We start from the raw sequence: 18,597 nt of genomic DNA, 5'->3' as shown, positions 1-18,597 counted from the left end.
TACTGCCTCGGCGGTAATGCCAAGCTGCGTTGCAGCTTCCCGAAGACTGACATACGGCCGTTCCGCTCCGTCGGACCGTGTCATCACACATCCACCGTATTAGAGGAACTGCCCACTTTAGCAAGTAAAAGACAACTTAACCGAGTCGCTGCCGCAATTACTCTACAACTTGCGAGACCCTAGAAACGTGCACCGAGCTTCGACCACGCTGGATGGAGAGCGCATCGATGCACTAAGCACGCAGGATCGCGCAATTCTAGTCATTGCCCCGACCAAGTACGCCGCTACTCGGTATAGCGATAACTTGTCTCAGCGTCTTTGCCAAGCACGCGACAACTTGTCGAACAGCCGTTGTTCTGACTGGCTCGCTACAGCGTTAAAAGGCCTGCGGATCACCTTCAGCCTTCGAGAGGGGTGGCGAACTGAGGGGCTTGTCGATTCCTTACATCGATTGGAAGTCCTGGGCGCGATCACGTTTGACCCTGACGGCGACGTGACCGTCACTCCCGGCTGGGCCTCGACGATTCACTCTCTGAATGACGATCTAAGCTCGGTCAGCAAGATGGCCCTAAAGTCGTTGGACGCGAGGCACATTCGCGACCACAATGCTTCCTGCGCTATGCCTTGACGCTACGCAGGCTTGATAGTTTCGCGCTATGGTCGCTTGCTGTTCCGTCCCCGTAATTTCGGATCAACGCGTTTCGGAGCTCGATCACGGCCGTCCAGAAGTTTGGCGCAGTTACATCCAACTTCGGATCAACAGAACCCGCCGCCGTCGTCGGGTCGACGCCTTCCGGTGTTGGGCGATCATGAAGCGGACCGGTAGCCAAACGTACCCATGCAACGCCGTCCGCGTGGTGACCAAGCTCAATCAGTAAATTGCGATCAATGGCGCTAACCGCCTTGCGACGCATCACCGCGACGGCCTCGGCACCTTCTGTTTGAGCGCGCCATACCGGAGGCACCCACAGTAGGAAGGGATGCTCGCGGAGATCCTGCCACGCCTCCTCCGCCGAGCGGGCATCAACAGCATCTTTGGCGTCCTTCTCACTAGGCCAGCGCTCCGCAATCAAGTTGCTCACCTGATTCGAGAGGTCACGGACGCGCTGCGCTGCGACAGCAAGGAGCTGATCCGACGCAACGCGGAAACGATCAGGAAGCCGGTCTGAGGTGTCGGAATTGCTCATGCTAAGCGCCTCCCCTCGCCCCACCGAGGCCGCGAGACGCGAGCTCGTCGCTCCGCCCGGCTGACGAGGCCTTGCCAAAAAGTATCCGCCAACGCAGGTGCCCGCGATGGATCACCCATCGTTGCACCACCCTGTGCCTCACGCCAGGTATTCAACTCTTCGAGTGCGACAACTCTGGTGATGGGATCGGCGCCTATCGCGTCTAGGGCCCCTACGAGTCCCGCTGGGAGAGGCTCGGGCAAAAGCGTGGCTCGCTCCCAGCGGATCCTGCACTCTGCCAGAGGGTACGTTAGCTCCCCGTAGATCACGGCCGCTTCATCCAGCGCCGCCGTAGCGAGGCCGACCTCACCGCACGACGCGTGTAGCCGAGCGCATGCAGCCAGGATTCGGGCCACTATTTCAGATCCGCCCCGGTCCTTATCCGCCGGCTGATCACTGCGTCGGTGAACCTCGCGGAGTTCGAGAAGACGATGAAGATGGTTCCGCAGCTTCTCCTCGTCCCCAGTACCGGAATGGAACCGCCGAAGTGCCAGCTCCGCATCGAGCACGAGCAGGTCCGCGAACGCCTTAGTGGTCGGACAGGAGTCCAGGATCGCGTGCGCTTGCGCAGATGTGTGCTCGGCCTCCTCCCAGTCGCCGCGGGTGGCGAACGTCCGCGCTAAGAGTGATAGGCATTCTCCCTGGTCTTCAACACACCCGACGTCGCCCTCCGCGACGAGCGCTTGGAATTGCGGAAATGCTGCAGTCAACTGCCTGACGCTCTCGGAAAGCAGCGCCTCTCTCTCCTCTGAGCGCACGTCCAGATCCTCGGCTCGAAGGCGAGCAAGCCGCCCGCGGCACTTGAGTGTGAAAGCACGATTCTTAGGGTTGTCGCCGTCGGCGCTGAGTTCGTCCGCTCTTGCCATGTGGTCAGCGGCTTCTTCGAGTTCGTCGACTCGTTGGAGAACCCAGCCGCTCCCACAGATGTAGGTCCGCGCACGGACGGCCGCCATACGGCTGATCGTTTCGTTGGTGGCACCGGCGCGGCTCGCGACTCGGCGCGCCCCCTCAGCGGCAATCTCCGCCAAGCTTTGCACCGCGGACAGGTCACCCCACGCTTTGCTCGGCTTGTCGAAGGCACCGAACGCTTCGGCGGCCAGGTCAGGACGGTCATCGATTAATGCGCGAGATAGAGCGAGCGCGTTTAGGGTTTGAGCCGCTGATGCCACGCCTGTCTCGTTGGCGGTAGACACGAGGCGGTCCAGCGCCCGCGATAGGAGTTCGCTGATCCGCGAGACCATGATGGGCGCCAACGCCGTCGCATAGGCCAGCCAGCCGGCGTCGCTACTGACGACCAGTCCCGTCGCAAGCGGGTCCGCCAGCTTCGCGGCGAGTTCATCAGTTGAGGCGCCAAGTGCATAGGCGAGAACCGATTCTGCAAGCGGCACCGGACACCGCTGCAGCAGTGCTACCGCTTCCAACTCCGCTTCGTTGGCAGAGGTGAAGTCGAGGATTGGAGGTGGCGCCAATATGCGGCGGTCTTGAAGTTCTGCGGCAAAAGCGCCCGCGGAGATACGCCCCCTTGTCTGCGCCTTTTCTGAAAGCCGATCCGAAACCGCAGCTTCCAGCGCTTCCGCCTTTCCGGGCATTGCCATCTGGCTGACAAGCACATCGAGTGTCATTTGGACAGCATTCGGGGCCAAGAACTCAGGTAGGAGGGCGACTTGGAGAGTCGCCCACGCCGAATCACCTAACGTGTCTAACAAGCCATTTACTCGAGAATCTGCGGCCGCGCCGATGAGCGCGCTGAACGCCTCCGGATCCGGCGCCTCGTGAGCAAGGCGAACGACACGGCCGAGCGCCTTCACCGCCGCGGTCTCGTGACCAGCAACAATTCTGCTCTTCGTGACCGAGTCATCTGCATGCGCAACTCGGTGGGCGAGAGTCGTCAGGAAGTGCCTCACATCTTCCAACGTCGGTGTCAGCTTCGCTTCCCACAACTCGTCTGAATTTCTCCTGCCCCCCGACCACCCAAGGTCATAGCCATACTGGCCATTCGCGGCTACCAGCCGCTTCTCAGGTGCGATTACCAATGGGTCGGTCGGGTCACGCGCCGCGTCAGCTAGGAGGTACAGCGCCTGAAGGGTCGACACTCGAATCTGGTAATCGACGCCCTGGACGGTTCCCGGGCCGCCTGCGAGGTCGGCAAATCGCTGCGCACCATCGTCGGCATCGCCTACTGCCACAACCTTCCCTCCGCAAACTGGGAGTGGCCCCTTAAAGTTGCCAGATTACTCCGGAGACTCGGCGGCGCGCGGGTGCCGAGCCGGGCGCCGAATTGTGCGCATGCTTGGGGTGACGGAGGGGGCGACCTCCAAAACATCAACTACTTCGGCGTCGATCGGTGCAGACACGTCCGACTGGTTGCTTTCGGACGGCTGCTCAAGACGGCGATGATTCATTCCGGCCTGCGATCGGCGGAACTCTTCGCGCGAGCCCGCTTCAATTCGCAAGACACCGTCCAGGATCTGCTCGTACGGCTTCGGTGGCCCCACCTCAACTTCGACGGCGGTCCTGGCTGATACACCGCCACGGTCCAGAGCGTCCTTGATAGCCGACAGCCTGACCGATTCTGAAACCTTTGGGTCGGTCGCCATCTTCAGCAGCTCGCGGGCGAGTCGATCCGATGCTTCTTCGAGCCGTTCACGCGCCTTGCGTTTCACCTGCGGTGCCTTCGCCCCATGAAAGTCGCAGACGTTAGCTCCATGACGGGCGGCGTTTTTGCACTGGTCTCCGTTCTTCCTATGCGCAGTGCATCGCCGCTCGGGGTGGGCACTTCGTGCCCACCGGTCGATAGGTTCGCGGTTCGATAGGTCAGTCATGTCCGTCACCTCTCAACGCGGGATCGCATGCATACAGAAGGCACACTTGCCAGGCAACATTTCGACTTACACGCGCGCGTAGGGCGAACAACGGCAAGTGTGCCTTCTGTATGCAAGTCCCTCACGCCCTGTCTCCGCGGGGCGATTCTGTTTCGGACCATTCGGCCCTAAGACCAATCCCTTTTCGGAACCGCTTTCCTTGCGACGGCGCGCCGTTGGGATATCCCCTGTTGTCCAGAGCAAGGCCGAAGGCGCGGATGCCCATAGGCTCGCATCCATCTTGCGCTTGCCACCTGAGCCATACCCGGTGAAGTTCACTTATGGTCGCGCGTATTCCGCAGTGCGTTGGCAGGCCCGGGCTGGCCGTTACGCAGCACTCTGCGATAAAACGGCTCACGGAGTCGCTGGCGGTGTGGTAAGCGTCCGTGGCGACCAACACGCGGTTAGGTTCGGCAAGGCCGCCGATGTTCAGGTAATCGCGAAGACCGGCGACGATCCATGTCAGGATGCCGTCCGACTCAGCTGCGAGCTTCTCGCCGAGAGCGCCGTCCTGTTCATGCAGAGGAATGACCACCTCGAATGGAACTACTCGAAGCCGCCGCCATATCGCGGGGTCATCTCCGGACACCTTCGGCAGATGGTTCGTGATAAGCATCGCTGTGTGGCTTGCTTCGAACTCGACGAAATCTTGACGCATGCGACGAGCTCGTATTGTGTCACCACCGGTGAGTCGCTTCACTGTCGCTTCCGCGAGCCGACGGTCCTTGTCAGACTCCGAAACTGAAACCCAACGCACGCCCCTCAAGTCCATCTCCCCCGTCGGATGAGCCCCCTCGCGGTGCATGAATAGATCGGGCTCGGCAGTAATGGCGTAGTCACCCAAAGTGAACCGGACTGCGTGATCGAACGCCGACTTTCCGTTCGCGCCCTTTCCCGTGAGAATCGGCAGTACATGTTCACGGACTGCACCGATTAGTCCAACGCCTGCTACTCGCTGGAGAAAGCTCCGAACAGGTTCATCGGGTAGTACGCGGTTGAGGAACGCGGCCCAGTCCTTGGCTTCGGAGTTCGGATCGTATGCACCGAGGCAGCACTTTGTGATGCGATCGGCAGGGTTGTGCGGCTTGAGTTCAAGCGAACGTAGATCTAATGTGCCGTTGGCAACATTGAGCAGGTACGGGTCGGCATCGATATCACGCACAGTTGACGCGAACGCTTCCAGCGCCGCAGCGATTGACAGAACTCCAGCAATTCCCGCAGACGACTCACACTTCTTCACGTCCGAAATCAATCGCTTCTGTTCCAGCTTATCGGACATCGAGAACGCCTGTACCCAAGAGGATTTGAGCATTGCCAGGACGGATCGCTTGGCCTCTCCGCGGTCGTCGAATGCCCACCGAGTGCCGTCCCAGTAGTGCCAGCCGACCCCGTGAACGTGCAAAAGCTTGCCGTCGCATTGCTTTGCAAGCCGATAGGCCATCCGAACTTGGCCTGAATGCCGGTCGTCCCACACGGCCACGCTGCCCTGTCCTGCGACGTTGGGGGAGGCACCGCCGACAGGGCCTGAGGTCGCAGCTGACACAATGCTTTTCGCTCGCCGGTTCGAATTATCCGTACTGGCGGTCACGGCGATCCACCCCCCGCATCTCGACCGCTCCAAGCGCCCCAGGCCGCGACCTCGGCGTCACTCATGTCAAGCGCGTCGCTCACCGCATGCTGTAGTGACCGCGCGAAGTCGATGAGGTCGAGTTGCAGGCCCCTGGCGGAATACGAAGCAGCAGCGGCAGCCTCAATTTCCAATACGGCCCTCGACAACGGATAGCAGCCGGCCCGTGACTTGCGGGCGGCTATCCATAATGCTCGATGTATCGCGTTACGGGTAGTTCCATCTTCGGTAGCGTCGCGCACACCCTGCACCGTGGCGGCAAGCATGTACGGGTGCTCGTCGAAGATCCACTCGGACGCGACCGCCCGAATATCGTCCACATCAAGATTGGTGCCTGAGCGCCGCGGCTTGCGTTGCAGTGCATGAAGCCACGCCTCAGGAAGCGCAGCGAGACGTGGATCACCGGTTGCAGGCAGGACGAGGCCTAGATCTTGTGAACCTGACTCCTGGTGGTAAAGCCGATAAGTCTCACCTATGTGATGCAAGCTCCCGGGTGCGGCGAGGTAGCGAAGGTGAGACTGGATTGTTTCGACGCCGGGTCCCAAAGTACCGACGCCAGTCCAATCGTTCGGTGCGCGGTACAGATATATGCCGCTACCGGAGCCCAATTCACGCGCCGTGACGAAGTAGGTCGGTTGACGGCGGCCGAGGCGCTGGTCATGCTCCGCGATGGTGATCCCTCCCGCCTTAGCGGCGTAGGCGTCGACATCGAGCCCAACCATGCCCTTCGGAAGACGAGCAGCAAGATTCAGGATGCCCCGCTCACCACGCTCCACCATCCGGCGAATGATGCGGGCTGGTATTTCAGCGATGTCGGTGGCGTCGGCGTCGTGGGCGTCGTAGCCGTGATAGCCGCGACACCACGCAACTTTGTGAGGTGGCAAGTCCGGGCGATTAGGATCGACCCGCCCTATCGGCACGCACCCGTAGCCGAGTTCAAGATTGGCAAGGGCGCGACTGACGAAATCTGCAACCTCTAGGCCTTCATACTCGACCGTATAGGCACCACCGTCGTTGTGTTCGACGATGGCCTCATACGAAAGTTGCTCTGCATGTTCGTCTCTCACGCGCTGATCCCGGTTCCGGCGGAGCTCTGGATGCGAGATATCGCCCACCGCACAACGTCATACTCAGAGGCCAGCCTCTTCCCGGAATAGATCGCAGAATCAAGCTCCTTCGAGTTGAAGGCGGTCACGACTGCGTTTCGTTTGACTGGCATGCCACGGCTATTGAGGAGCGCCAACGCGTCGTCTTTGGTCAAGGTCGGCAACCTGCTCAGATTCTGAGAATCAAGCCACTGCTGGAGATCGTTGGTCAGCGTGGAGCTATGCGCCGACACTGGTGGCCGCTGGTCAATTCTTGTCATCGGAATCCAATCATTACGCACGGGGACCTTGGCATAAGCCTTGGATCCTGGACGAATAGCAGGACTTATATCCCCGTCACTCGATAATAGTACGCGCTAATTGGGCCATGTCCAGTCGCTCGCCGTCCATTGTGTGGCGGTTGCGAAGCGGCCGGGTAGAATGCCTCTGAGCTGCAGATACATGCCCGAAAAGCAGATGGTTTGGGTTAAAAATTAGAAAGGAAAATTGGCACTTACTAATTCAGTCGCATCCTGAACTCTTTCGGATGCTTTGATTATTTGACAATATTTCGATCCGGGCTTTCAAACAACTTTCACGCCGATTTAGCAAGCTTCTCGCTTTGCGGTTATTTGATTTTCTCCCGTTCGCCTTTAGTTAGCTTGTTGGCGATTCCGTTTAATTTCAGTAGCCGTGTCAACGGACCTCGTCTGTCGAATCACCCCACCCGCTCAACGTTCGCCCGTCTCCGGCCCGCTCAGGCCCCCATATTTACGGCTCCGCTGCGACACGATCCTGGGCCTGCGAAAAGCCGATATACGTTGCGTTGCAACGTGTTCCGCGCACAAAGCGGTATAATTGAAGGGAAATAGCGCCGATTGCGCGGCAGCGCCAAGGATCGCCGACCTTGTCTGACGTGGCTCGCATCGAACAGAGGAGGCTCTGATGGCCAAGCGCAGATACAAGCGTGACCGAAGGGGCCGGTTCGCATCCACGGGCACCTCGCATACAAGACGGATAGGCCGCAAGATCAACCGTCGACGCCCTCGATACGTCCGAGGGAGCCTCGGTCACACGTTACGGGTAGGCAGAGTCGGTCCGGGAGGTGAGTACGCGGGCGTGCACGTCGGCGCGAAGTTGCGCACGCGACGTCGCGGCGAGTACTACATCGGCGTCTCAGCTGGCCGCAAGATTGCGACGCTGTTCTCGACGTACTAGTGCTGTTGCATAGCAGTTGTGTCAGCGGGAGATTTCAACGAGCTCACCCCTGATTGCCCAGCGAGGACCGGCTGGCTTGGCGGAAATCAACTCGCCAGCAACACACAAATGATCCGCTGGGTTCCAAGTGCCGCCCTTGCGTTGGGGGAGGACGAGTTGTCGCACGGGGCCGAGCACCGCCCGCCGTTGGTCGAGCAGATGCCGCTCGATCTCTGCAGTTTCTGCTGGAAGTATCGTCGCGAGGCGGGACGCGACATCAGATAGGACCGCGGTGTCGGTGTGGGCTTGGAACGCCGCGATCACCCCGTCGAAAATTCCTTTCATCAACAGATCCGGCCTCGGCTCACGCCCGGGCGGCGGCCGGACTTCGATTTTGACGGCGAACGGTATGTGCGGCGCGAGCACCAGCTCGGCGTGGTAGACCTCGGTGCGGGCGAGTGCTAGCCACACCTGTGCAGGCTTTATGTCGCCGGAGAACATGCCTAATTCGGTCCAGTTGAACGACGCCAACTTTCGCACGGGCTGCCAGTGATTGAAGTTGCCCGACAGCGGTGCCAGCGCATAGCGGTAGCAATACGGATACTCGGTGCCATCGGCGGCCGGTGGCACCACCACACCGTGTTCAAAGCGGATCCCGTTACGGCCCGCGACCTTGAACGCGTCGATGTTGAAGAGCACGAGGTTTTCTACGTCGGCGTTGGGGCGCTTCGGGCCGAAGAATGTCGCGTGCAGCACCTGCCCTACCGAGGGTTCGAGTTGCCCGCAGCGAGCGCGGAGCTCGGCCCGCAGGTTCTGCTGCCAGGCTGGCCGGCGCTCGGGGTCGTAGTAGATGTAATCGTCAGCCCAGGCTTCGACCACCGGACTGCCTGTCGATGGTCCGTCAATCTCGTAGCGGCCCTCGGCTACAGGGCGTCCCGGCGTGTGCCGCGACGGCTTGGTGGGATTGGGTCCTGGGGGCGGTTCAGCCATGCGACACGCCCCGCAAGAAGGGATCGGCACACCCACATGGTTGGTTGCCCACAGCTCGAGCTCGTCCACTCGCCGAGCACAGACCTTGACATATGAACCGGTCAGAGAGCTACCGCGGTTCTGACCGCTGATCGTCCAGCATCCGGAGAGGTGCACGCGCGCTTGGGTCGCGCTGTGACTGCGCGGGATGTTGAGCACGTAGCCTTCAGGGTTGGCGGCTAGCCACGCCAGGTAGCCAGCGTCGTCGTCGCGGAACTCGCACGCGTTCATCGCCCCATCTTTGACCACTGTGTCGTCACTGGCGCAGGTACGCTTCGCGGCCCCGTCACCCAGCGCTAATGTTTCGAGCACCGCGAGTACGGCGGTCGGAATCGCACTACGAAGAGTTTGCTGCATTTGACCGTGATATGGCCGTCGACAAGGGGCTCCGCCGCTCCGCCAACAGCCATCAATAGGTCTTCGGTAATCTCCAAAACTGCCGCTGATCTGGTGCGACGTGAAGACTATCGTTGACCTATCGTCACCTAATGAACAGGGCTGATCGGACCAAGGCAGCTTCCCAAGCTGAATACGCGGGTTCGATTCCCGTCATCGGCTCCACATGTACTTGGCCGACCCGGCGGCGAGCCAGAGTCGCACCAAGCAGCGTCGGTTCTCCACCTCGGTTGCGTCGGTGAAGGCGTTGCGGTTGTGGAGCACGGTGTTGTTGTCGGCGAAGAAGACGTCGCCGGGCTCCATCGTGAAATCGATCGCGTTCGCCGGATCGTTCAGTATCGCGTCGAATGCATCTAGCGCCTCACGCTGCAGCGTGGTGAGCGGAGTGCCCGAAAGATGGTGTCCCAGTTCGATGTGCAAGCGGTTGTAGCGGATCGCCACACCTTCTTCGGTGTCGGTGAACACCGATCCGCGCGACACCGGGTCCTCACCCTCCGCCGTGTCCTTCGACCGGTCGAAGAGGAACTCTCCGTAGAGCACCTCCACCAGATCCGGCCGAGTCGACAGCAGGATGTTGTAGGCGGTGTGACCGCTGACCATCAGCGACTCACCACCGGACAGGGCCTTCCGCAGGCACATCAGCGCGAGGATGTCGGGACGGCTGCCGACGAAGGCAGCCGCCGAGTCGGTGTGGTAGATCATCCCGAGATTTGTCTTCGAGCCGCGCGCCTCCATCAGCGTCGCGCCGGTGTCCTGAACCAGGTACACGCGATCGCCGGCCCGATTCTGCGGCAGCGGCCGGCCCAGGTAGGTGCCGATGCCCCAATAGAGCATCGACGCTTCCTCGTCGGTCCATCCGCTTGACGGCAGCCCGCACAACAGGACGAACCCGGCGACGGAGTGCACGTGCTTGCTGATGACCTGAGCCAACTCAGAGAGCCCGGGGTGAGTGAAGTCGGCGGGCTCAACGGTGTCGATCCGCTTACCGCGTCGCCGCAGCTCGGAAACGATGTGCAGGCAAGCCTCGGCCTGGTGCGGTTCGACCGTGACCGTGTAGGACTCGTCGTCGAAAGTCGCGCGATCCCACACCGTGGACCCGATCAGCGGCCTGCGGGTACGGGTTCCTTCTCCTGTCGCCTGCGTGTGCATCAGCGGTCTCCTTTCGTGTATCGCCGGGATGCGTGACACGAGATTGGCGGCCAATTCTTTGAAGTTTCTTGGAGCCGTGCACACCGTGGCTTTTAGGAATCACCAAGGACGTCGTCAGAACCTGAGCTCGTGAACACCATCGAGCTCCTCGCAACGGCCCTGGTCTGCGGAATCCTTGCCTGGACCCTGTCACGCCACGCGCCGCAGGCGGTGCCGGCGTCGACCCTGGCCGTGCAGGGTGTGCTCGGGGTGGCCACCGGACTTCTGGTTCGCGACGTTTCGTTCTCCACGCTCGGCGCTGCGGACTGGGTGGCGCTCGTAGCCGTTGCCGTCGGGACACTGGCCGTCTGTATCGCCGGCGGCGCGCTGCTGGGCATGCACCGCGGCATCAGCCCGCTGACGGGTGCGCTCTCGCTCGTCGCAGGCGGTTCGTCCGGCGTGGTGTCCATCGCCCGTGAGTTGGGCACCGACGACCGTGTCGTCGCTGCGGTGCAGTATCTACGCGTCGCGATCATCACCGCGGCCATGCCCTTCGTCGTCGCGGTCATCTACGGCGGATCCGGTTCCAGCGCATCACATTCCGATGCCGTAGGCATCCTGCCGATTTTTTTCAACCTGCCGCTGATCGCAGTGCTCGTGGTCGTCGGCGCGGCGGCCGGCCGTGCGGTGCGCTTGCCCGGTGCCGGGCTGCTTGGCCCGATGGCGATCACCATTGCGCTGGAATTCAGCGGATTGATCAGCGGTCTCGAGGTTCCTGTGATGCTGGTTCAGGCTGCGGCGCTGCTCTTCGTATGGCAGACAGTGCTGGAGTTCGACCGTGAATCACTGCGTGCGATCCGCCGGATCCTGCCCACTGCACTGGCATTGATCGCGGTCCTCAACCTGGTCGTGGCCGGCTTCGGCATGGTGCTGGCCGACGTCGCCGGACTCAGCCAACTCGACGGCTATCTGGCGACCAGCCCCGGCGGCATCTACGCGGTGCTCGGGTACACCATCGGATCCGACTGCGACGTGCAGTTCGTCATGGCGTCCCAGGTGATCCGTGTGGTGCTGATGCTGTTCGCCGCCCCCCTGGTCGCGCGGATGTTCTTGCGGTTCGCACCTCAGATCTCGATTCGGCCTCATGCTGGGCACAACCGGGAATCACACGCCGCGCTGGCCACGAGTGGGGTGACAGGGCCGTTAAATTCCTGATCACTATGACGACGGTTCTGCGCACATTAGTTGCCGCCTTCGCCGCGATCGCGGGCGTCGCATTCGCCGGCGCTGCGGCTGCCGACCCACCACTACTCAACGGCACCTATGGCTCATCGGACGGTGACCCATACAACGTGTGGACCTTCGTGACGGCTTGCGCCCCCGCCGGCTGCACCGGGACGGTCACGAGCAACCAGGGTTGGTCCGCGCCCACCAGCCTGAGCGGTGGCCGCTGGAACTTCACCGTCTCGAAGCCAGGCGGCTTGACCTGCGCTGACGGGCACTATGAACCGGCCGTGGTATCGATGTCGGTCGACCCGACCACGCTGGCCGGCGTGGTGTCGTCGGACTCCAATTACGGCTGCGCGGGCGGCGTCGTGACGCAGAGCGCGTTCCAGCTACAAAAGGTCGGCTGAGCCCGACCTGCGCCGCTTCCCTAACTGAAATGGGTTGCGGGACGGGCCAGTTCTACGCCGTCGACCGTGATGTCGACCTTTTCGTTGTAGAACGCGACCAGGTTCGCGATCGGCGCCACAGCAGGCAGCGGCGTCTCGTAGGACCATGCCAGGTCGGCCACAAGGGCATCCGCGACGCGCACCGACCAGTACCTCGAGGTGACGCCCTTGTACGGACACAGGGTCTGCGTGGTCGACGGTTCGAGGTGTGCGAACTCCACATCGGTACGGTCGATGTAGTACCGGGTAGGTAACCCGGTCTCGAAAAGCAATACCGGGCAGTGGGTCTCGGCCAACGTCGCTCCCTTCAGTGCGACCTGCACGTGGCGATGGGACCGCAGCGCATCCACCCGCACGTACGGATTCCGTGGATGGCCGTAGATCGGCTCGTCCTCCTCGAACCAATTCAAGGTGTCCCACCGGAACCGAACCAGTCCGGCGAAGTCGCCGTCGTCGAACACCCGCATACCCGGAAGACCCTCGCGCAGAACGTCGGAGCGGACATCGGAAAGCGGTACGAAATACTGCGGGTAGTACGGCACCTCCCACACATAGCGCGCCGCGGTCGTGTCGAAGACGAGCTCGGCGCCGCGAAACCCGCGGACCCGCCGTGGTGCCGGTTCGATGCGACCACGAGCCGCAGCCATTTGCGGGTAATCCGGCCGTGATGGCGTGCTCATGCTGTCAGACTAGGCGCGCAACCCGAGCAAATTGCCATGGGCCACTCGGGTTCCCGCGTCCCGCTGCGAACTCTTGCCTACGCAATAATCGCAGGTGAGCGATGCATCCGGACGTGCGTCCGCAACACGATGTTGATCTTGATTTTCCCGTCTTTTGGGCCGCCGCTCCGGTACATTTAGCACCGCTTTTCCGTCCTAATGGCCTTACAAGGAAGACGACGATGACACAACCACCGCCTGGCAACTACCCGCCCCCGCAACCGCAGGGCGCGCAGCCAAGCACTCATCTGGTGTTCGCCATTCTGACGACACTGTTCTGCTGCCTCCCGTTCGGCGTCGTGTCGATCGTCAAGGCGAGCCAGGTCAACGGCCTCTGGGCATCGGGCCGGTACGCCGAGGCTCAGGCGGCCTCCGACTCGGCGAAGAAGTGGGCGATGTGGAGCCTGATCGCCGGCATCGTCGTGTTCGTCATCTACGGCATCCTCATCGCCGTCGGCGCGGTCAACATGGACTTCGACACTTCGACGACGACCGAATACTGATTTCAACGCCAATTCGGCACAGCGTGCCCGTCAGCCTCGGCGGCCCACTCCTGGTGGGCGCCTTGGCGGCTGGTGCGTGTGCGGTGGTCTGGATCGGAGATCCGACCACACCCGGCGGTTTTCTTCCCGTGTGTCCGACGAAAGCCCTTCTGGGCATCGACTGCCCGGGCTGCGGCACACTTCGAATGATCTACTCGCTTCTGCACGGAGACTTCCTGTCTGCAGTGCGGTTCAACGCCCTCGCCGTCGTCGCGGTGGCCTTTCTGATCGTCGCCTACCTCGTGTGGACGTACGGTCGAGTCGTCGGCCGCAAGATCGCCGGCTGGCAGCACCACCGCTGGGCCGCCACGGTGACGATGGTTGTCGTCACCATCTGGTTCGTGGTGCGCAACCTACCTTTTGAGCCGTTCACCGCATTGCGCGTGTGACCGCCGAAAACTACTGACGCAGTGCATGATCGACGCTGCCCAGCACCAGCGCCGCGCCATGCTAGGGGTTGCGCACGCAGTCGTAGGTCAAGGGGACATCCGGTCCGAGTTCGACGACCTCGAACGCCTCGGGTGTGATGGCGCTGAACGTATCCGAGGCGATGCCCAAGTCCGCCCACTTGGCGGTGCTGGTTCTGTCGTCAGAGAATGTGAGGGGCACCTCGCCGCCGTCGGCCAGCAGCATCCCGTGCGTCTTCAGAGCCTTGATCACCACCTTCTGCGGATCGGTGTAACCCGTCTCGTCGAAGTCGGCCTTCAGTCGCAACCTCACACCAAAGGGTGGTGCGTTTGGGTCTGTGCTTTCGGGGCCACCGGCGTGGCTCGCCGGATGCACGTAGACGCCTGCTCTGATCCGGTCGTTGGGCAAGATGAACCGGATCGCGTGATCGATTGAGCCCGAAGCGACTTGGTCGGCGGTGGGTGTCATGGCGGCGATCGGGAAGCCGCCCGCATCCGCGCTTGTGCACTGGTCGCCGCGCAGATTCTCCGGGTACTCCTTGTTCAGGTCCCAGATGAAGAAGCCGCGGGCCTTGAGCGCGTCTCCGTCCTTCGTCGACTGGTAAGTCTCGTACAGCTTCTGACCCTCCCAGTCGACGACCAGCAGCTGGCAGTCACCCTGACCCTCGGTGTTTCCGGAGTCGTCGCACTGCAGATCCGAGGATCCGCCGATGTTGGCGTTCTCCGGGACAGGCATCTCGGCGGGCACCGCGTCGCAGGCCGGCCCGCCGAAGCAGTAGTCCTCGGTGCCGACCACCTGCATGCGGGGCGTGCTGCCGTCGGCGAACAGGACCGCGTTCGAGAAGTCGATCTGCAGCCTGTTCTCAGTGCCCCAACCACCCGTTGCGGTCAACGCACCGATGATCGCGTCACTGCGTTCGGATTTTGGTGCGCCAGACACGTCGAGGGTCCATGGCTGAGTACCGCTGAACATCGCACCGCCTGGCGCAGATGGCGGTTCGGACGGCTGTCCCGAAGACGGTGACGGCCCCGACGGTGACGATGGCGACGACGCCGTGTTACTCGACGGCGAGTCGGAGCCGCCGGTGAACATGATCACCGCGACGACGGCCACGATCACGACGAGGAGTGCGGCGGCCGAAGCCAGCAGGATGTTTCTGCGCCGTCCCGACGGCGGATCGGCCGGCCCCGGCGGGGTGGACGCAGACGGCATCGGCGTGCGGTACTGCGTCGCGGCGGCGAATGTCTCCGGAGGCGGTTGATGCAGACGCTCGGTAGGTTCTGCCGGCCTGGCGGCCACCGTCGCCGCGGGTGGGTTGATCTGCTGCGTTGGCGGCACAGGCGCGGCCGCCATCGTGCGGTCTTGGTGCGCGGCGACCGTGTGATCCTGTTCCCCGCCGATGGCGGCGCGGGCGGCGGTCGCCAGATCCTTGGTCGAGGCGTACCGCTGTTCGGGTTCCTTGGCCATGCCGGTGTTGATGACCCGGTCCATCGCGGGAGGTATCTGCGGTAGCACCGCCGAGGGCTTCGGTGGTGGTTGCAGCATGTGCGCGGTCGCGATCTGCTCGAGAGTCTTTCCCGGAAAAGGAGATTGGCCGGTCAATGCTTCGTAGAGCACGCAGGTCAGCGCGTAGACATCGGCGCGCGCGTCAGCCGAACCGGTCGAGAAACGCTCGGGCGCCATGTAGGCCCAGGTGCCCACCGCGGCGTTGGTGTCGGTGAGCCCCGCTTCGCCTTCCGCCCGCGCGATGCCGAAGTCGATCAGGTAGGCGAAGTCGTCCTCGGTGACGAGGATGTTCGACGGTTTGACGTCGCGGTGCACCAACCCGATTCGGTGTGCGGCGAAGAGTGCGAGCGCGATCTGCTCGACGATTCTGATGGCACGCTGCGGCGCCAGCGGACCGGTCGCGAGTAGCGTCCCGAGATCCTCACCCTCGATGAGCCGCATGTCCACGAACAGGCGTCCGTCGATCTCACCGAAGTCGTGGATGGGCACCACGTGAGGATTGTTGAGCCCCGCCGCTGCCCGAGCCTCCCGACGAAACCGTTCCTGGAACGTCTGATCGCTGGCCAGATGCGCGGGCAGGACCTTCACCGCGACCACGCGGTCAGTCATCGTGTCGTAGGCGCGCCAGACGTCACCCATGCCGCCTCGGCCGAGTAGCTCGACCAACGTGTAGCGTCCGAACGGCGTGCCCTCCAAATCGACCTCCCGCGATAGCAGTTTGCTGAAACGATAAGCCGCAACGGCCACCTTAAGGGCGGAAAGCATTGGCCACATCTGCAACGGAGGAACGCTCGGGCAATATGTCAGTCGTGTCGGGACTGTTGGAGAACAAGGTCGTCATCGTCGCCGGACTGGGCGGTATCGGAGATGGTTTGGCGCGTCGGTACGCCGACGAGGGCGCGCGCCTCGTCATCGGCGATCTGGATCCGGATACGGTGTCGCGTGCCGTCACCGATCTCGACCCGGACCGGGTGCGCGCCGTCCCGCTCGATGGGGCCGATGAGGAGTCGGTCATCGCCATCATCAAGCTGGCGGTGGACACGTTCGGACGCCTCGACGGCATCCACGTCAACTTCACCAACGCGGCCGACGCCTACCTGCCCGGCGGCGTCGTCGATTTGCCGCTCGAAGCCTTCGACGAGGTGATGCGGGTCAACACAAGGGGTTTCGTGATCTGCGCCAAGCACGCGATCCCTCCGATGATCGAGTGCGGCGGCGGGTCGATAGTTTTCACCGCGTCGATCGAGGCCTACAACGGTGGGGGCAGCCGGGTTTCCTACGCGATGAGCAAGGCGGCCGAGCTTGCGCTGATGCGTCACATCGCCCGCAAGTACGGTCCGAAGGGGATTCGTGCCAATGCCATTGCGCCAGGCCTGATCTGGCACTACAAGTTCGACGAACAGTGGATGCCGGAAGGCGTCGTGGAGCAGACGCGGGCCCGTCAGATGATCAAGTCGCGCTTCGGCAATCCGGACGACGTCGCCGCTCTAGGCGCGCTGCTGCTCTCCGACGACGGCAGCTTCATCACCGCTCAGACGATCAGTGTCGACGGCGGAGTGACGTTCCGACCCTAGCTAGACGGGCTCAGTCAATCCGGCTCAGCGGTAATAGTTCTCGTCGCCGGTGGGATAGCCACCACCGGTGGTGGTGATGTGAACATGGTCGTAGTGGCCGTAGCCGCCGCCTCGTTGCGCACCGTTGGGGGTGTAGTAGGACCCGCGCCAGATGGCGTCCTGCATGCCGAACCTCGACGCGTTGCGCAGCACGTAGTCGACGATCTCATTGCCGAGCGCGATGCCCTCCGCTGTGCCGGCGTTGGGGATCATCACGTCGAGGGCGAGACCGTTCGGATGCCATCTCAGTGCATCGGGGCGCACCCCGCCGATGCTTTGGATCTCGGGGAAGGCCGCGGTGATCGCGCGTGACGCCAGGATCGTCTTCACCTGAAGGCCGCGCTCGGGAGCGAGTCCGACGGGCAGCGTGCGGTCGACGGTGCGGTATCGCGAGGCCGCGATGACGGTGTCGGGAGCGGAGCTCAAGCTGACCTGGCCGACGATTGGCGTCGGGAACGGATTCATCGGGGCGGCGGCCACGATCTCGACGTTCCAGGGAGCGACCTCTTCGACGGGAGCGCTCTTGGCTACATCCTTGCTGGGTTGCATGTCGGCGCCGACCGCGAAGAGCACGGCGGCGGGGCCGAGTACAGATGCCAGGACAACAGGCGACCTACGTCGCTTTTTGGCTAATGAGTGCCGCCCCACGCAGAGCACCATAACCGCAATTCGGTCATAACACAGCAAGGGTCCGACCTGCAACGATGTTTTCGCTGGTCACCGGCCTGAGATAATTTTGTTATCTCTCCGTTATCGGCGTCCGAGGGCCGGTTCGGCGTTTGATGCGTGGAGAATCGATTCGTGGCAGAGCCGACCATTCAGTTTCGCCGTCTCGCCGAACAGGTGGCCGACGAGCTCCGGCGCCGCATTCTGCGCGGTGAGCTGGCCGACGGCAGCATCCTGCCCAAGGAGGATGAGCTGCTCCTGCAGTTCCCGGTGAGCAAGCCGTCGCTGCGCGAGGCGATGCGCATTCTCGAGGCCGAAGGGCTGCTGCGCGTGCGCCGCGGCAAGCTCGGCGGATCCGTCGTGCGGCGACCCAACGCCGCCAATGTCGCATACACCGTCGGCCTGGTGCTCGGATCCCAGGAGGTGGGCCTGTCCGACGTCGGTAACGCCCTCCTTCAGGTCGAGCCGGCGTGCGCGGGGCTGTGCGCCCAGCGCGCCGACCGCGGCACCACCGTGGTCCCACAGCTGCGACGGGTGCACGCCGAAGCAGTCGAGGCCGTGGAGGACCTGCGGCTCGTGACATCGGCGAGCCGGCGGTTCCACGAGTCCCTCGTCGCGCTGTGCGGCAACCAGACCATGATCATCCTGGCCGGGGCGCTGGAAATGCTGTGGTCGGCGCACGAGACGAGCTGGTCGAGCCGGGTGGCGGACGGCAGCATCGTGCCGATCGACGAGCGACTGGCCGTGCTGGAGGACCACCGGCAGGTGATCGACGCGATCGAGGCCGGCGACGCCCGTCGCGCCTATGACCTCGCCGCGGCGCATCTCCTCGACGCCCAGCACTACCCGGGCTCGTCGGGGGTCGTCGACCCCTCGATGCTGCGCGGCTGGGCGACCACCCCTCCGGAAACCGACCGTTGA

16 protein-coding genes are annotated in these 18,597 nt (G+C 62.8%); 6 read left to right on the top strand and 10 right to left on the bottom strand.

Translation table 11 applies throughout. From position 1 onward, the window contains the following. Nucleotides 1-617: 617 nt before the first annotated feature. The 7 genes from M1248_RS28745 to M1248_RS28715 all read right to left on the bottom strand — a co-directional run bounded on the left by M1248_RS28745 (nucleotide 618) and on the right by M1248_RS28715 (nucleotide 10,570). Nucleotides 618-1,187, bottom strand: a complete 570-nt coding sequence (locus tag M1248_RS28745) for a hypothetical protein (RefSeq protein WP_317150468.1) — start codon at nucleotides 1,185-1,187, stop codon at nucleotides 618-620. Continuing rightward, on the bottom strand, nucleotides 1,184-3,412 hold the full coding sequence (locus M1248_RS28740) for a hypothetical protein (RefSeq protein ID WP_317150467.1): 2,229 nt from the start codon (nucleotides 3,410-3,412) through the stop codon (nucleotides 1,184-1,186). Before M1248_RS28740 ends, M1248_RS28745 begins: the two co-directional genes overlap by 4 nt. Before the next feature lie 45 nt (nucleotides 3,413-3,457). After that, nucleotides 3,458-3,889, bottom strand: coding sequence for a hypothetical protein (locus M1248_RS28735; protein WP_317150466.1), 432 nt, complete (start codon nucleotides 3,887-3,889; stop codon nucleotides 3,458-3,460). A 280-nt stretch (nucleotides 3,890-4,169) separates the two neighbouring features. After that, nucleotides 4,170-5,528 (bottom strand): phage/plasmid primase, P4 family, encoded by a 1,359-nt coding sequence (locus M1248_RS28730; RefSeq protein WP_317150479.1) that lies wholly within the window; start codon nucleotides 5,526-5,528, stop codon nucleotides 4,170-4,172. Nucleotides 5,529-5,671: 143 nt separating this feature from the next. After that, on the bottom strand, nucleotides 5,672-6,781 hold the full coding sequence (locus tag M1248_RS28725; protein WP_317150465.1) for a bifunctional DNA primase/polymerase: 1,110 nt from the start codon (nucleotides 6,779-6,781) through the stop codon (nucleotides 5,672-5,674). Nucleotides 6,782-8,038: 1,257 nt separating this feature from the next. Beyond that, nucleotides 8,039-9,382 carry a hypothetical protein gene (locus M1248_RS28720; RefSeq protein ID WP_317150464.1) on the bottom strand — a complete coding sequence of 448 codons (1,344 nt, stop codon included), beginning with the start codon at nucleotides 9,380-9,382 and terminating at the stop codon, nucleotides 8,039-8,041. Nucleotides 9,383-9,574: 192 nt separating this feature from the next. Beyond that, nucleotides 9,575-10,570 (bottom strand): TauD/TfdA family dioxygenase, encoded by a 996-nt coding sequence (locus M1248_RS28715; protein ID WP_317150463.1) that lies wholly within the window; start codon nucleotides 10,568-10,570, stop codon nucleotides 9,575-9,577. A 129-nt stretch (nucleotides 10,571-10,699) separates the two neighbouring features. Between M1248_RS28715 and M1248_RS28710 the strand changes: the two genes are divergently transcribed. Further along, nucleotides 10,700-11,764, top strand: coding sequence for an AbrB family transcriptional regulator (locus M1248_RS28710; RefSeq protein ID WP_317150462.1), 1,065 nt, complete (start codon nucleotides 10,700-10,702; stop codon nucleotides 11,762-11,764). 5 nt (nucleotides 11,765-11,769) lie between these two features. Then, nucleotides 11,770-12,183 carry a hypothetical protein gene (locus M1248_RS28705; protein ID WP_317150461.1) on the top strand — a complete coding sequence of 138 codons (414 nt, stop codon included), beginning with the start codon at nucleotides 11,770-11,772 and terminating at the stop codon, nucleotides 12,181-12,183. A 20-nt stretch (nucleotides 12,184-12,203) separates the two neighbouring features. Here M1248_RS28705 and M1248_RS28700 read toward each other — a convergent pair whose 3' ends face one another. Beyond that, on the bottom strand, nucleotides 12,204-12,902 hold the full coding sequence (locus tag M1248_RS28700) for a DUF427 domain-containing protein (RefSeq protein WP_317150460.1): 699 nt from the start codon (nucleotides 12,900-12,902) through the stop codon (nucleotides 12,204-12,206). A 221-nt stretch (nucleotides 12,903-13,123) separates the two neighbouring features. Between M1248_RS28700 and M1248_RS28695 the strand changes: the two genes are divergently transcribed. After that, nucleotides 13,124-13,444, top strand: a complete 321-nt coding sequence (locus M1248_RS28695; protein ID WP_163733894.1) for a CD225/dispanin family protein — start codon at nucleotides 13,124-13,126, stop codon at nucleotides 13,442-13,444. A 23-nt stretch (nucleotides 13,445-13,467) separates the two neighbouring features. Continuing rightward, nucleotides 13,468-13,872: a DUF2752 domain-containing protein gene (locus tag M1248_RS28690; RefSeq protein WP_174262152.1), complete on the top strand. Its 405-nt coding sequence runs from the start codon at nucleotides 13,468-13,470 to the stop codon at nucleotides 13,870-13,872. Between the two features lie 61 nt (nucleotides 13,873-13,933). Here M1248_RS28690 and M1248_RS28685 read toward each other — a convergent pair whose 3' ends face one another. After that, nucleotides 13,934-16,162, bottom strand: a complete 2,229-nt coding sequence (locus tag M1248_RS28685; protein WP_317150459.1) for a serine/threonine-protein kinase — start codon at nucleotides 16,160-16,162, stop codon at nucleotides 13,934-13,936. Nucleotides 16,163-16,197: 35 nt separating this feature from the next. On the opposite strand from M1248_RS28685, the gene M1248_RS28680 reads away from it, so the two are divergent. Continuing rightward, nucleotides 16,198-16,971: an SDR family NAD(P)-dependent oxidoreductase gene (locus M1248_RS28680; RefSeq protein WP_317150458.1), complete on the top strand. Its 774-nt coding sequence runs from the start codon at nucleotides 16,198-16,200 to the stop codon at nucleotides 16,969-16,971. 24 nt (nucleotides 16,972-16,995) lie between these two features. On the opposite strand, the gene M1248_RS28675 is transcribed toward M1248_RS28680, so the two are convergent. Then, nucleotides 16,996-17,658 (bottom strand): hypothetical protein, encoded by a 663-nt coding sequence (locus tag M1248_RS28675; RefSeq protein ID WP_317150457.1) that lies wholly within the window; start codon nucleotides 17,656-17,658, stop codon nucleotides 16,996-16,998. 153 nt (nucleotides 17,659-17,811) lie between these two features. On the opposite strand from M1248_RS28675, the gene M1248_RS28670 reads away from it, so the two are divergent. Next, on the top strand, nucleotides 17,812-18,597 hold the full coding sequence (locus M1248_RS28670; protein ID WP_163733882.1) for a FadR/GntR family transcriptional regulator: 786 nt from the start codon (nucleotides 17,812-17,814) through the stop codon (nucleotides 18,595-18,597).

The organism is Mycobacterium sp. 29Ha (genome assembly GCF_032883055.1).
GTDB classification, from domain to species: Bacteria; Actinomycetota; Actinomycetes; order Mycobacteriales; family Mycobacteriaceae; genus Mycobacterium; species Mycobacterium gallinarum.
Note: the sequence above shows the minus strand (reverse complement) of the source record. Positions and strands in the feature narration are given on the sequence as shown.

Excerpts from the sequence above, each read along its gene's own strand:
- M1248_RS28745 (WP_317150468.1), bottom strand. The coding sequence starts at position 1,187 with ATGAGCAATTCCGACACCTCAGACCGGCTTCCTGATCGTTTCCGCGTT.
- M1248_RS28730 (WP_317150479.1), bottom strand. The coding sequence starts at position 5,528 with ATGGCCTATCGGCTTGCAAAGCAATGCGACGGCAAGCTTTTGCACGTT.
- M1248_RS28720 (WP_317150464.1), bottom strand. The coding sequence starts at position 9,382 with ATGCAGCAAACTCTTCGTAGTGCGATTCCGACCGCCGTACTCGCGGTG.
- M1248_RS28715 (WP_317150463.1), bottom strand. The coding sequence starts at position 10,570 with ATGCACACGCAGGCGACAGGAGAAGGAACCCGTACCCGCAGGCCGCTG.
- M1248_RS28705 (WP_317150461.1), top strand. The coding sequence starts at position 11,770 with ATGACGACGGTTCTGCGCACATTAGTTGCCGCCTTCGCCGCGATCGCG.
- M1248_RS28700 (WP_317150460.1), bottom strand. The coding sequence starts at position 12,902 with ATGAGCACGCCATCACGGCCGGATTACCCGCAAATGGCTGCGGCTCGT.
- M1248_RS28695 (WP_163733894.1), top strand. The coding sequence starts at position 13,124 with ATGACACAACCACCGCCTGGCAACTACCCGCCCCCGCAACCGCAGGGC.
- M1248_RS28685 (WP_317150459.1), bottom strand. The coding sequence starts at position 16,162 with ATGCTTTCCGCCCTTAAGGTGGCCGTTGCGGCTTATCGTTTCAGCAAA.
- M1248_RS28680 (WP_317150458.1), top strand. The coding sequence starts at position 16,198 with ATGTCAGTCGTGTCGGGACTGTTGGAGAACAAGGTCGTCATCGTCGCC.